Origin of the sequence: Sodalis sp. dw_96 (assembly GCF_018449575.1) — a bacterium.
GTDB lineage: Bacteria > Pseudomonadota > Gammaproteobacteria > Enterobacterales > Enterobacteriaceae > Acerihabitans.
Map to the genome: position 1 here is coordinate 103,233 of NZ_JAAVUT010000017.1, position 12,972 is coordinate 116,204.

12 protein-coding genes and 1 tRNA gene are annotated in these 12,972 nt (G+C 52.8%); 3 read left to right on the forward strand and 10 right to left on the reverse strand.

What is annotated here, in order from left to right:
- Positions 1 to 19: 19 nt before the first annotated feature.
- The 3 genes from ilvM to ilvL all read right to left on the reverse strand — a co-directional run bounded on the left by ilvM (position 20) and on the right by ilvL (position 2,177).
- Positions 20 to 277 (reverse strand): acetolactate synthase 2 small subunit, encoded by a 258-nt coding sequence (gene ilvM / locus HB631_RS20520; protein ID WP_213993038.1) that lies wholly within the window; start codon positions 275 to 277, stop codon positions 20 to 22.
- On the reverse strand, positions 274 to 1,920 hold the full coding sequence (ilvG, locus tag HB631_RS20525; RefSeq protein WP_213993039.1) for an acetolactate synthase 2 catalytic subunit: 1,647 nt from the start codon (positions 1,918 to 1,920) through the stop codon (positions 274 to 276). Before ilvG ends, ilvM begins: the two co-directional genes overlap by 4 nt.
- A 158-nt stretch (positions 1,921 to 2,078) precedes the next feature.
- Entirely contained in the window at positions 2,079 to 2,177 is a 99-nt protein-coding gene (gene ilvL, locus HB631_RS20530; protein ID WP_132923845.1) for an ilv operon leader peptide, read from the reverse strand.
- Positions 2,178 to 2,536: 359 nt separating this feature from the next.
- Here ilvL and HB631_RS20535 point away from each other — a divergent pair, with 359 nt between their 5' ends.
- Positions 2,537 to 4,060, forward strand: a complete 1,524-nt coding sequence (locus tag HB631_RS20535) for a YifB family Mg chelatase-like AAA ATPase (RefSeq protein WP_213993040.1) — start codon at positions 2,537 to 2,539, stop codon at positions 4,058 to 4,060.
- Positions 4,061 to 4,086: 26 nt separating this feature from the next.
- Here the strand turns inward: HB631_RS20535 and HB631_RS20540 are convergent, their stop codons facing one another.
- The gene (locus HB631_RS20540; RefSeq protein WP_213993041.1) at positions 4,087 to 4,425 is read right to left on the reverse strand and encodes a DUF413 domain-containing protein; all 339 of its coding nucleotides are present in this window, start codon (positions 4,423 to 4,425) and stop codon (positions 4,087 to 4,089) included.
- Positions 4,426 to 4,546: 121 nt separating this feature from the next.
- Here HB631_RS20540 and hdfR point away from each other — a divergent pair, with 121 nt between their 5' ends.
- Positions 4,547 to 5,365 carry an HTH-type transcriptional regulator HdfR gene (gene hdfR / locus HB631_RS20545; RefSeq protein ID WP_213993042.1) on the forward strand — a complete coding sequence of 273 codons (819 nt, stop codon included), beginning with the start codon at positions 4,547 to 4,549 and terminating at the stop codon, positions 5,363 to 5,365.
- A gap of 125 nt (positions 5,366 to 5,490) precedes the next feature.
- On the opposite strand, the gene yjfF is transcribed toward hdfR, so the two are convergent.
- The 4 genes from yjfF to ytfQ form a co-directional block, all read right to left on the reverse strand.
- Positions 5,491 to 6,504, reverse strand: a complete 1,014-nt coding sequence (gene yjfF, locus HB631_RS20550) for a galactofuranose ABC transporter, permease protein YjfF (protein ID WP_213993043.1) — start codon at positions 6,502 to 6,504, stop codon at positions 5,491 to 5,493.
- The gene (gene ytfT, locus HB631_RS20555; protein ID WP_213993044.1) at positions 6,497 to 7,513 is read right to left on the reverse strand and encodes a galactofuranose ABC transporter, ATP-binding protein YtfT; all 1,017 of its coding nucleotides are present in this window, start codon (positions 7,511 to 7,513) and stop codon (positions 6,497 to 6,499) included. The genes yjfF and ytfT overlap by 8 nt, the downstream gene beginning before the upstream one ends.
- Before the next feature lie 13 nt (positions 7,514 to 7,526).
- Positions 7,527 to 9,029, reverse strand: coding sequence for a galactofuranose ABC transporter, ATP-binding protein YtfR (ytfR, locus tag HB631_RS20560; protein ID WP_213993052.1), 1,503 nt, complete (start codon positions 9,027 to 9,029; stop codon positions 7,527 to 7,529).
- A 364-nt stretch (positions 9,030 to 9,393) separates the two neighbouring features.
- Entirely contained in the window at positions 9,394 to 10,350 is a 957-nt protein-coding gene (gene ytfQ, locus HB631_RS20565; RefSeq protein WP_213993045.1) for a galactofuranose ABC transporter, galactofuranose-binding protein YtfQ, read from the reverse strand.
- Between the two features lie 1,040 nt (positions 10,351 to 11,390).
- On the opposite strand from ytfQ, the gene HB631_RS20570 reads away from it, so the two are divergent.
- A complete protein-coding gene (locus HB631_RS20570) occupies positions 11,391 to 11,822 on the forward strand; it encodes a fibronectin type III domain-containing protein (protein ID WP_213993046.1) in 432 nt (143 codons plus the stop codon).
- Between the two features lie 227 nt (positions 11,823 to 12,049).
- Here HB631_RS20570 and HB631_RS20575 read toward each other — a convergent pair whose 3' ends face one another.
- Together HB631_RS20575 and HB631_RS20580 are read right to left on the reverse strand one after the other, a co-directional pair.
- Positions 12,050 to 12,724, reverse strand: coding sequence for a group II intron maturase-specific domain-containing protein (locus tag HB631_RS20575; protein ID WP_255557172.1), 675 nt, complete (start codon positions 12,722 to 12,724; stop codon positions 12,050 to 12,052).
- Positions 12,725 to 12,888: 164 nt separating this feature from the next.
- A tRNA-Trp gene (locus tag HB631_RS20580) sits at positions 12,889 to 12,964 on the reverse strand.
- Between the last annotated feature and the right edge of the window lie 8 nt (positions 12,965 to 12,972).

Here is a 12,972-nt window from a genome sequence, read left to right on the forward strand (position 1 = left end):
TCTTTTCCTTACTCGTGCCTTAGGCGCGTATTTGTTGTGATGCCAATTGCAGGATCTCGACACAGGCGACATCCATAAGTTTACTTAATTGTGAAGACAGTAAATCGACCGAGCGTTGGCTTGCAACGGTCAACTGAATATTTATATTCTCGGAATTGCTTTGCGGCGCCATATTCATCGCGCAAACGCGGAATCCGCGATGGCGAACCACCCTCAGCACCCGTTCCAATAATTCAGGACGGGAGCGGGCGTCGATGGAAAGCTGATGCTGCATCATGATAATTTCTCCAACATGGTTTCATTGCCGGCGCCAGGGGGCACCAGGGGCCAGACGTTATCGTTTTCGTCGATGGAAACATGCAGCAGGTACGGACCCTGGTGGGTGAACATGGTCTCAAGGGCGGCATCAATCTGGTCTTTGCGGGTAATGCGTTGGCCGGAGATATCAAAAGCGCTGGCCAGTACGAGGAAATCGGGATTATCGGAGAGGATGGTTTCGCTGTAACGTGCATCGAAAAACAATTGTTGCCACTGTCGAACCATGCCTAATCGCTGGTTATCCATTAAAACAATTTTTACCGGCAGCCGTTTTCGCTTGATGGTGGTTAATTCTTGAACATTCATCATAAAGGAACCGTCTCCGGACACGCAGACCACCGTATCCTGCGGACGGGCCACCTGTGCGCCCACCGCCGCCGGAATACCAAAGCCCATGCTGCCCAGGCCACTGGAGGTGATGAAGTTTTCCGGCCGGTTAAAACGCATGTGCTGCGCCGTCCACATTTGATGCTGGCCGACATCGGTGGTGACCACGGTATTTTCCGGCGCCCGCAGGGACAGCTTATGCAACAGGGCCGGCGCGTAAATCGCTTGGCCGGGGTGATCGTAGCGCCACCGGTATTCCGCTTTAAGCGCCTGGGTCTCGATACGCCAGTCGTTAATGGACAGGGGCTGCGCCAGGGCCGGCAGCATACGGTTTAAATCGCCCTGTAACGCCACGTGCGGCTGCCGGAGTTTGCCCAGCTCCGCCGGGTCGATATCCAGATGAATCACTTTGGCATGGGGCGCGAAGGCATTAAGCCTACCGGTAACCCGATCGTCGAAGCGCGCACCCACCGCCATCAGCAGATCGCAGGATTGCACCGCCAGATTGGCCGCCTGATTGCCGTGCATGCCCAGCATGCCCAGATAACAGACATCGTCGGGATCGGGTGCCCCGAGACCTTTCAGCGTCGCGACGTTCGGCATGCCGGTTTGGGCGATAAATTCACGTAACGCCGGGACCGCGCGGGCCATACCGACGCCGCCGCCGATATACAGCATCGGTTTTTTCGCCTGGCTTAATAACTCCCGAGCCGCCGCCACGTCGCCCTGCACCACGCCCGCCTGATCGTCGAGGCTTATCAAATGCGGATTGAGATCGCCTACGGCCAACTGTATATCTTTAGGAATATCGATAAGGACCGGGCCGGGCCGGCCGCCGGCGGCGATGGCGAAAGCTTCGGTCATGATGGACGGCAGTTCATCCAAAGACTCCACTAAGAAGCTATGCTTGGTACAGGCTAAAGAGAGCCCCAGCACGTCGATCTCCTGGAAGGCATCAGTGCCAATCAGAGCCGAACCGACCTGGCCGGTGATGGCCACCAGCGGAACAGAGTCCAGCAGGGCATCCGCCAGACCGGTAATAAGGTTGGTGGCGCCGGGACCGGAGGTGGCGATACAGACGCCGACTTTGCCGGTTGCCCGCGCGTAGCCAATCGCCGCCATGGCAGCACCCTGTTCATGCCGGCAAAGCAAGTGTTCCACCCCGCCGTCATAGAGCGCATCGTATACCGGCATGATGGCGCCGCCGGGATAACCGAACACCATGTCCACACCTTGTGCGCGCAACGCCTGTACCACCCACTGAGCCCCGTTCATAGTCACTTCCCCGCCCGCTGGTGGCAGGAACAGGATTTTCTGCCGTTAATCATAATCTGTTCCTTATACTTTTTTCGTTTAAGCTGCCAAAAAATAAAGTGCAAAAAAAAACCCCGTCCTTTCGGTGCGGGGGTTTTCTTGAGAGTTAAGCTTGTTTGCTAAGCTATTCGTCGTCCAAGTGCAGCCCCGCACGGTGGGATAATAATCACCACCACGCTAATCACGACTAGGCTAATCACTTGGGCTAGGACTTTCATAAATAGGTTTTCATTTTATTTCACGTCGAATGAATGTCTACAGAGTTATCACAGTAGTGACGCCGGTGACAACTCTTTTTTATGACCGCCGCCGCGAAGAGCGGGACCGAAAGCAAATAAATATAAACATATTCAATAATTTGTTTATGCATGAATTTTTTTCATTTTCATCCTTCGATTGCCGGGAATACCCACTCCGCCATCCCTTTGCCAAGACCCTGTGAAACATCCCGCATATCACATGCCATAGACTCTACGCAGGAAAATGATTTCCCCATCGGCGTCGCAAGACGGTTTTTTTGCCGCAATGTTGCACAGCGCAGTCAGGCAGAATGAAGAAAAACAGCATGGAGGCAGTTATGTCACTGGCATTTGTTTATACCCGAGCTTCAATCGGAATCCAGGCCCCGCTCATCACGGTGGAGGCCCATATCAGCAAAGGCCTGCCCGGATTTACTCTGGTGGGGTTGCCCGACGCCACCGTCAAGGGCGCGCGGGATAGGGTGCGCAGCGCATTATTAAATAATGGCTTCGATTTCCCCGCCCGGCGCATTACCGTCAGTCTGGCGCCGGCGGATCTGCCCAAGGAGGGCGGACGTTACGATTTGCCCATTGCCATGGCCATTCTGGCGGCGTCAAAACAGATCCCCCGCGAGGCGCTGGACGGGTTTGAGTTTCTCGGCGAACTGGCGTTGTCCGGTGAAATCCGGCCGGTACAAGGCGCCATCCCCGCCGCGTTGGAAGCGTCTCGCGCTCAACGGCAGCTTATCCTATCGAGCCACAACGGCGCCGAGGCCGGCCTGGTGCCCGATAGCCGGGCAAGAATTGCCGAAAGGCTGCCGGAGGTCTGCCGTTTTATCCAGGGCGTGGGGGAACTGACCGCGGTGGCCTATCATGCCGACCCGCCGGAAGAGTATGAAGGGGCGGATCTGCGGGACATTATCGGCCAGCAGCAAGCTAAGCGTTCGTTGGAAATTGCCGCCGCCGGCGGCCATAACCTGCTGCTGATGGGGCCGCCGGGCACCGGCAAAACCATGCTGGCCAGCAGGCTGCCCGGCTTATTGCCGCCCCTCGACGATAACGAGGCCATCGAAGCCGCCGCCATCGCCAGTCTGGTCAGCGTCGATAACGCCCGCAGGCACTGGCGCCGACGTCCCTTCCGCTCCCCACATCACAGCGCCACCCTGGCGGCATTGGTGGGGGGTGGCACCCTGCCGCGACCCGGTGAAGTCTCCCTGGCCCATAACGGAGTGCTGTTCCTGGATGAATTACCGGAATTTCAGCGTCGGGTGTTGGATGCGTTGCGCGAGCCGCTGGAAGCCGGCGAGATCAATATCTCCCGCGCGCAGGCCAAGGTACGCTTCCCGGCGCGCTTCCAACTGATTGGGGCGATGAATCCCAGCCCCTCCGGTGATTATCAGGGCATCCACAGCCGAAGCGGCCCTCAGCAGACCTTGCGCTACCTGAATCGTTTATCCGGCCCGTTCCTCGACCGTTTCGATATGTCCATTGAAGTGCCGTTATTGCCTCCCGGCATGTTGCGCTCGCCAGGGCCGGGGGGTGAAGAGAGCGCGACGGTACGGGAACGGGTGCGGATAGCCAGGGATATCCAACTGCGACGCTGTCAGAAAATCAATGCGCACATGAATAATCGGGAGGTGGGCGTGTATTGCCGACTGGGGGAAGAAGACGCGGTTTTTTTGGAAAGCGTGATGGAAAAACTGGGACTTTCCGCTCGCGCCTGGCACCGAACGCTGAAGGTCGCCCGCACGCTGGCTGACATGGCCGGCGCCCCAGAGATACAACGCTGCCATTTGGCGGAAGCCGTCAGCTATCGTAGTATCGACCGCTTACTGCGACAACTTTGGCTGCAAATGGAATAACATGGGACGAAAGCCCCATGAAAGGATTAATCTTCGCTATCGGTATAATCTTCCACGACATCCATCTGCGGTTTTCCGCCGGACAATGTGTGGAAACGTTTGGGGCGACGAATATGTTCTATGTACTTGAACCACACTTTTTCATGTTCCGTTGAGGGTTCTTGTTCACCGTGACATACCGAAACAAATTGTTTCTCTTCGTCGGTCACTGGCTCACGTTTACCACTGTCCAGATCGTTGTAGGCATGGCCGCAACGCTCCAGTAATTGAGCTTCCCGTATGGTGAAATGGCCATGTCGTGAAAACCCGCGAGGGTAGTTTTTGTTATCGAAATAACGATTGGTAGTAGAAAAGCTGTCCGCCATCTTAAGCGCTCCCCATCCTTTCATAAGCCGTACTGTTTATGGCGCGGAGTATTAGATAGGCTTGACTTTCTGTAAAACAAAACATTTAAATCGTCACGATAAAAATTTTTTGGAGATGGGCGTGGACACGGAATTACTGAAAACCTTTTTGGAAGTTAGCAGGACCAGACACTTTGGTCGCGCGGCCGAAGCGCTTTACCTGACGCAGTCCGCGGTGAGCTTTCGTATCCGCCAATTGGAAATACAATTGGGCGTCAGTTTATTCACCCGGCACCGCAATAATATCCGGTTAACGCCCGCCGGAGAGAGCCTGCTGCCCTACGCGGAGAACCTGATGTCCACCTGGCAATTGGCCAAACAGGAAGTGACGCGCTCCCTCCAGCATAACCTGTTGTCTATCGGCGCCACGGCGTCGCTTTGGGAGGCCTGGCTGGGACAATGGCTGCAATTACTCTATCAGCAACGCCCCACCCTACAGGTAGAGGCCCGCATCGCCTTACGCCACGCGCTGATAAATCAACTACATGAACGGCAGTTGGATCTCTTGATAACCACCGAAGCGCCCAAAATGGAAGAGCTGACCTGCCAACTGCTGGGGAATTTTTCGTTATCGCTGTTTGCCGCCTCCAGCGAGCCGGTGGAGGAAGAACGACCCTATATCCGGTTGGAATGGGGCGCGGATTTTCACACCTATGAAAGCCGGCTGCTGGTGCACAACCCGAATCCGATCATGAATACCACCTCGGCGCATTTGGCTCGTAATTTACTGCCCATCACCCAGGCATGCGTTTTTTTACCCAGTCACTGGGCGGAAAGTTTTCCCGAACTGGTTGTTATCGCCGATATGCCGCCGCTGCTCCGCCCCCTCTATGCGGTTTGGTTACAAAATAGCGATCAGCGCGTGCTCATTCGCCAGCTTTTGAAAACTCCTGTTATTTAACGCGTCTTAACGCGTCCATATCCGCATAAAAACGATTAGTCGACCCTGACTACCCCTTCAGGTTAAAAGTGCGTTAAAAGCTGTTTCAGGGGGGTTAACGAGACCCCGATCACAATCCTGGTCTATCACGTTTTAACGCTTCGATTCCCGATGGTGCGGGGAATACTGGTGACCTTGGCATTCTGCTTGTTCTCCCACAGCGAATTCAGCAGGCGCTGAAGGGCGATAAAAGTGAACAGCAATATACCGATGACGATTTTGGTCCACCAGGAGCTCAAGGTGCCGTCAAAGTTGATATAGGTCTGGATCAACCCCTGTATAAGCACCCCGAACAAAGTACCGAACACCGTGCCGATACCTCCGCTAAGCAGAGTGCCGCCGATAACCACCGAGGCGATGGCATCCAGCTCCACGCCCATGCCCGCCAGCGCATAACCGGCGGAGGTGTAAATCGAAAAGACGATACCCGCAAGCGTGGCCAGCCCGGTTGACAGCATATAAATACGAATGGTGGTGCTGCGCGTGGAGACCCCCATCAGATTGGCGGCGGTGGCGTTGCCGCCGATGGCGTAGACCTGGCTACCGAACCGGGTATAGCGGGCAAGAATCATACCGAACACGATCACCAGCAGCATCAGTACCCCCATGGCGCTCAGGCGCCCACCCCCCGGGATCTGCCAGGCCAGGTTGGAGAGAGTGTCATAGATGGGATGATTGATCGGCAGGGACTCTTCCGAAACCAGGTAACTGGCGCCGCGCAGGAAGAACATACCGGCCAGGGTGATGATAAAGGCCGGAATCTTCAGGGTATCCACCAGCCAGCCCATAAACGCACCGAATCCGCAACCCATCACCAGCACCAGGGGAAAAGCCAGCAGCGGCGACAAGTGATAATCGCCGATGACCCGCGCCAGAAAAACGCCGGTAAACGCGATAACCGATCCCACCGACAGGTCGATACCTCCGGAGAGAATCACAAATGTCATGCCCACCGCAATAATGCCGAGAAAGGCATTATCCGTCAGGATATTACAGATGACCCTGCTGGATGCGAAGCCACGGAACTGGGTCAAGCAGAACAGATAGCCGAGAATAAAGACCGAGATGGTGATCACCAGGGGAAGATTACGTTTAAACATGGCGGCGGCGCCTCCTGAGAAAAGCGATGAAACTGGATGACTGCATCACCAACACACAGAGCACGACGATAGCCTTCACCACCTGGTTAAGCTCCGGTTGAAAGCCGGAAAGCAGGATTCCGGTATTCATTCCTTGAATAATCAACGCGCCCAACAGCGACAGGAATAGATTGAAACGACCGCCCATCAGCGAGCCGCCGCCGATAACCACCGCCAAAATGGCATCCAGCTCCAACCACAAACCGGCATTGTTGGCGTCGGCGCCACGAATATCGGCAGCGACGATAAGCCCGGCGACGGAGGCGCATATTCCGCTCAAAATGTAAGTCGACATCACGATGACCCGGGTTTTAACGCCGGCATTCTTGGCGGCGCGGATATTGATTCCCACCGCCTCGATAAACAGCCCCAGCGCTGTTTTACGCGTGAGCAGCCATACCAGCACCAGGGTGAACAGAGTAATAAAAACCGGTACGGGGAAATACAGGAGGGAACCGCTGCCAATCCAGCCCAGGGAAGGATTGTCGAAGGTGACGATTTGCCCCGCGGTAATCAGTTGGGCGACGCCGCGCCCCGCCACCATCAGAATCAGGGTGGCGACAAAAGGCTGTATTTTCAACAGCGCCACCAGCGTACCGTTCCACAATCCGGATAGCACGCCGACGCCCAGGGTGCATAAAATAACCATAGGCAGGCTGTAGCCATCTACCGTCAGCGTGGCGGCCACCGCGCCGGCTATAGCCATTACCGCCCCCACCGACAAATCGATGCCGCCGGTGGCGATAACCAGCGTCATGCCAATGGACAGCAAGGCCACCGGCGCGCAGCGGTTCAAAATATCAATCAGGCTGCCGAACAGCCGGCCGTCTTGCATATGTATCGAGAAAAAGTTGTTGGCGACAATACCGTCGGCGATTAAGACAACGATCAGCGCAGCCAGCTGCGGCATGCCGCTCGGCCACCGTTTGGCGGTAACCGTTTTAGTCAAGGAAGGCGTTGAACCGGACATAACTTCTCGCTCCTTAGGCGGCAATGGCATTCATGATGGCGGTAACGGACAAATCTTCCAGGGGTATGGTGGTAATGTGTTTCCTGTCACGCAGAATAATCACCCTATCGGCGTACCCCACCAATTCCTCCAGTTCCGAGGAGATAACCAGCAGAGCAAGGCCATCGGCGCACAGGGTTTCAATCAAGCGGATGATTTCGGCATGGGCGCCGACGTCAATGCCCCTGGTGGGTTCATCGAGGATCAGGAACTGTGGTTTGGTCAACAACCAGCGGGACAACAGCACTTTTTGTTGATTCCCGCCTGAGAGGAACTCCACGGGTTGTTCGGGACTGGGTGTCCGGATACCCAATTGCCGGATAAAACGCTCGGCGATATTGTTTTGCTCTTTACGTGAAATCGGGCGCAGCCAACCGCGCTGAACCTGGAGGGCAAGGATGATGTTTTCCCGCACCGATGCGGCGGCGATGATACCGTCGGTTTTCCGGTCCTCGGGGCAAAAACCCAGACCCAGCCGCGAGGCCTGGTTGGGGGAGCGTATGACCTTTTTCTTACCTTTGATAAGGGCGGTGCCTGAATCCGCCGCACGGATGCCGAAAATCACCTCTGCGGTTTCCGTCCGTCCCGAGCCCAGCAAACCGGCAAGACCGACGATTTCACCAGGCCGCACCGCTAAATCGAAGGGCATGATGGTGTTCTTTTTACCATAACCTTCAAACGCCACCACCGGTTTGTCGTTGAGCAACGTGCGACCGGCCCGCTGCAAGGCATGCTCATCCAATTCGCGTCCCAGCATCATTTTCACCAGTTCGATATGCGGAAGCTCGCCAGTTTCACGGGTACCGACAAATTCGCCGTTGCGCAATACCGTAATCCGGTCTGAAATCTTGTAAACCTGATCGAGAAAATGCGTCACGAAGATAAGGCTGATTCCCCGATCGCGCAGCTGGCGCATGATGGTGAATAGCATCTCCACCTCGTTGGCATCCAGACTGGCGGTGGGTTCATCCAGTATCAACACCTTGGCGGAAAGGTCCACCGCGCGGCAAATCGCCACAATTTGCTGCATGGCGACGGAAAAATGGCCTAACGGCTCGGTCACATCCAGAGCGAAGCCATAGCCGGCCAGAATGTCCCGCGCCCGCAGGTTGATTTCCTTGCGATCGATAAAACCGAACCGCCGAGGCTCGCGGCCGATAAACAAATTATCGGCAACCGACAAATTAGGCAGCAGATTGATCTCTTGATAGACGGTGCCGATACCCAATAATTGCGCATGAGCGGTATTTTTGGGATGAATGTCCTGACCGTCTAGATTGATGGAACCGCTATCACGTTGATAGACGCCGGTTAATGCTTTGATTAATGTCGATTTCCCCGCGCCATTTTCCCCCAACAGCGCCATAATCTCACCCCGTCGCAGGCTTAACGAAACGTCATTAAGCGCCTTGACGCCGGGAAAACTTTTGCTCAGGCCTGTGATGCTGAGTAACACGTCGTCATGCTTTTCGCTGATGCTCACGGAATATGCTCCTGAAAACGTAGCCGGAAGAACCGCCTTATCATTACATCTAAGGACCCGGATTTTGACAAACCGTGTCGCGACCCGCCAGGCAGGATGCAGAAGAATAAACCGCCGCCGCTGGCCACACTTTGGCCAGCGGCATTTGCAACAACACAGATCATTGTGTTGCTACCGCATCTTAGACCTTAGCGCAGGGCCCATGACGCGGGATGCTTTATACCCGTCATACTTCAAGTTGCAGGTACGTTGGCTTTCCTGCAACTCGACGTATTTTAGGTATACTTCGAATATTCAATCTGCCTTCTGTCCCAGTGGCGGATTTTTATTATTTTGGCTATAAAACACCGTCTATTTATTAGTATCCCATACCGCTTTTCTTGGCTAACTGTGCCTGGGCATCGGCAGGTAAATATAATCTGCTTTCTGTTTTGATAATTTTAGGTGGTTTCGTTCCATCCTTTAAATATTTATTAAGAGCATCGAAGGCCGGGCCAGCCATATTAGGCGTCAATTCAACATTGGCATTGGCTTCTCCCGCCAACATCGCCTTATAGATATCCGGAACGCCGTCGATTGAACCGGTAAGGATATCTTTACCCGGTCTCAACCCTGCTTCCTTGATTGCCTGAATTGCGCCTATTGCCATATCATCGTTATGGGCGAAAACCATGCAAATATTTTTACCATTATTTTCCGCTTTAATAAAACTTTCCATGACGACTTTGCCATTGGTGCGAGTAAAGTCACCGGATTGCGAGCGAATTATTTTTATTGCCGGCGCTTTTGCTATGGCTTCCGCAAAACCTTTCTTGCGATCGATCGCCACGCTGGCACCTACCGTGCCTTGAAGTTCCACTACGTTACAAGGCTTGCCGTTCATGGTCTTCACCAGCCAGTCACCAATCAGCCGGCCTTCAAGGACGTTATCGGCGGTTACAACGGACAGATATAATGAGTTATCTTTTACCACAATGGCGCGGTCAAGCAGGAACACCGGAATTTTAGCGCTTTTAGCTTCCTGTAAAACGGGTTCCCAGCCGGTTTGTACCACCGGCGCGATAAATATGGCGTCTACGCCCTGGGCAATGAATGAACGGACCGCTTTAATTTGGTTTTCCTGTTTTTGCTGTCCATCGGCAATTTTTAACGTTATACCACGCTTCTGTGCTTCACTTTTTGCTACCGTGGTTTCCGCCGCACGCCAGCCCGATTCGGAGCCGACCTGAGAAAACCCCACCGTCAGCGGCGCGGCGAGTGCCATTGCAGACATCGCGACAGAAATGGCAGATCCTAAAAGTAAACGCTTCCACATAGTCATCGTCCTCTTATAATCATAAAATTTTCGGGTATCATTCGAATGCTAGCAATAATAAAACTAAACAAGAAAAGGGTTTTTTATATCGGAGCACATCACACTTTTGACAAATAGGAACAGAGATTTATCACAACTTATTCATTTAAATCTGTACCTTATGGATTAAATTGGTCCGGCGCCTCTGCTTAAGGAAAATTAAATGCTTCAAAATTAAGTAAATATCATCTTAACATTTCGCTCATTAACCTGTAACACGCGTAGAGACATGCATCAATCTGCTATATTTTTTTTCCCGAAAACTCAGTGGTTTTTCACATTTATTGCACAAGCATAGGGATTTTCAAAACATGCTTTTCTCGATAGTTTGAATTAGCTTAGTAAAATCGATTTGAAAATATGGACTGAATTGCTTTTATTATCCCGAATCCTACTTTTACTACAAGGTTCGGCATCAGGCCTGATCGGCAACGGGTCACCCTACTGCGGCGGCAGCTTCCGGGGAAGCATTTCGTTATAGATCTTGAAAGTCTTGTCGACGGCTTAATGTTATAAGCCTTGGTGATGGCTGGTGGAGGCCAAACCCGCCCTTAAATGAAAATCGAGTGAAGAGTCTGGGACCCACAGATTTTTGCAACTCATTAAGCTCCTCGTCTAAATTGTTATTTTTATCAATGATTTTTTTTGCTATTAAGCCATCTATTCAGAAGCAGCATTGATTATAAAATCATATAATTCCAATGCTTTTGAAGGTACTTTCTTCCTTAATCGGAAAAGGAAATTTTCTCTTTAAATTAGGCAATTGACGGCATTATATTTAACTCCTATTTTATGAAAGTGAACTACTGAATTCATCTCCATGGAATCATTATATTTAAAAATTACACCTTATGTTTAAAGATTAGTAGTTGACTATTTGCTGTTTTTATATTTTCGCTGAGCGCTGATCATTGGCGTCCGTTGCGGGTGAATTTTAGAAAATTCATTAATATCATCATACATTCATTATTGTGTTAACTTAACCTAATGTGGATACCGCTATGACAAATTCTACTATTTCATGTTACAATCAACCGTTTGATGACAGGCCAGCACCGCCCACCAATGGGTTGGCTTCCAATATTACTCCTACATCAGCACTGATTAGTTGGACACCTGGTATCGGGGGCACGCCTGTTGCATACTACGAGATATGGCAAGCCATCAGCCCCGGCTATGTGGCTGGAACATCTGATGGAAACACACCCTGGTTTGGTTTGGAAAATTTGGCCCCAGGCTCTGTTAATTTTTACCTTATTACGGCCTTCGGCATTAATGGACAAGCCAGTAATCCTCTTAATATCTTTTTTATTACTCCACAGCTTTTTTATACGCAGCCATATTATCCGCCACGCCCGAGGTATTGCCCGCCCCCACAAAACTGTTATCCTCCGCACCCGAATTGTGGACCTTATAAAAATTCAGGCTGGTAAACCACCTTATATTCAGTGCCGCCCGTAAATGGGCGGCAGCTTCTATCGATTATTTTTTAATAAAAGACTAACCATTTATTATCGTATAGGTACAATTAAGCCACTCCCTGATAGCAAAATTGCATTATCCGATAGGGGATGCATTACATTTAACGTATCGAGTAGGAGGCGGTCTCACAACCGCCGTCCTCTCACACCACCGTACGTACGGTTCCGTATACGGCGATTCATTTACAACTCTGGAACTGCCTGTGCAACTCCAGTAGCGATAACAGACCGGCACGATCAAAGATTTTCTTAGGCAGCGCTTGATTCAGGTGTCTTGCCCCTGAGTTCCACCAGGGACCGCGTTGGTTCGTCGCCGATATCCACGCTCTTTCTTCGCTCAAGCCGCCTTTCATCAGCATTCTTGCCCGCTTGTGCAGCTTTTTCCAATGCCGCCACATAAGGCAACGCAGTTTACGGCGTATCCAGCCATCCAACTCTTCCAGTATCCCTTTGATTTCGGTCAGCCGGAAGTAACTTATCCATCCTCGCAGCACCGGAGCAAGCCCGTCGATAAGCGCTTTCAGCGCTTTTGAACAGTTTCCCGTTGTCAGGCTGCGGCTTTTCTCCTTCAGCCTGGACACGCTGCTCGCCCCTATCTTCAGTTTTGCCTGCTTGTGCCCTGTCAGGCTATATCCCAGGAACTTGCGCTCCCAGGGCCTGGCCACCGCGCTCTTTGCCCGATTCACCGACAGTTGGAGGTGCTTTTCCAGAGACCGGCTTATTGAGTTCATCGCCTGCTCTCCCGCTTTGCGACTGCTCACGTATATATTACAGTCGTACGCATAACGGCAGAACCGGTGGCCCCGGCGCTCCAGCTCACGGTCAAGGTCGGTCAGCAGCAGGTTGGAGAGCAACGGCGATAGCGGGCTGCCCCCCCGACATCCCTTCCCGCCGTTTTATTACCGCCTTGCCGCTGACCATGCCCGCTTCCAGATAGCGCCTGTCAAGGCGCTACGCGCCATGCCCGGCGCACTAAAAAAAAAGCCCCTCGCGTAAGCGAAGGGCTTTATCTGTTTTCTGGCAGGGGCGGAGAGACTCGAACTCCCAACACCCGGTTTTGGAGACCGGTGCTCTACCAATTGAACTACGCCCCTAAATAGGG

Coding starts and splice junctions, on each gene's coding strand:
- ytfT (WP_213993044.1), bottom strand. CDS start 7,513: ATGTCCGGTTCAACGCCTTCCTTGACTAAAACGGTTACCGCCAAACGG.
- ilvL (WP_132923845.1), bottom strand. CDS start 2,177: ATGAAAGTCCTAGCCCAAGTGATTAGCCTAGTCGTGATTAGCGTGGTG.
- HB631_RS20535 (WP_213993040.1), top strand. CDS start 2,537: ATGTCACTGGCATTTGTTTATACCCGAGCTTCAATCGGAATCCAGGCC.
- ilvG (WP_213993039.1), bottom strand. CDS start 1,920: ATGAACGGGGCTCAGTGGGTGGTACAGGCGTTGCGCGCACAAGGTGTG.
- yjfF (WP_213993043.1), bottom strand. CDS start 6,504: ATGTTTAAACGTAATCTTCCCCTGGTGATCACCATCTCGGTCTTTATT.
- HB631_RS20540 (WP_213993041.1), bottom strand. CDS start 4,425: ATGGCGGACAGCTTTTCTACTACCAATCGTTATTTCGATAACAAAAAC.
- HB631_RS20570 (WP_213993046.1), top strand. CDS start 11,391: ATGACAAATTCTACTATTTCATGTTACAATCAACCGTTTGATGACAGG.
- ilvM (WP_213993038.1), bottom strand. CDS start 277: ATGATGCAGCATCAGCTTTCCATCGACGCCCGCTCCCGTCCTGAATTA.
- ytfQ (WP_213993045.1), bottom strand. CDS start 10,350: ATGTGGAAGCGTTTACTTTTAGGATCTGCCATTTCTGTCGCGATGTCT.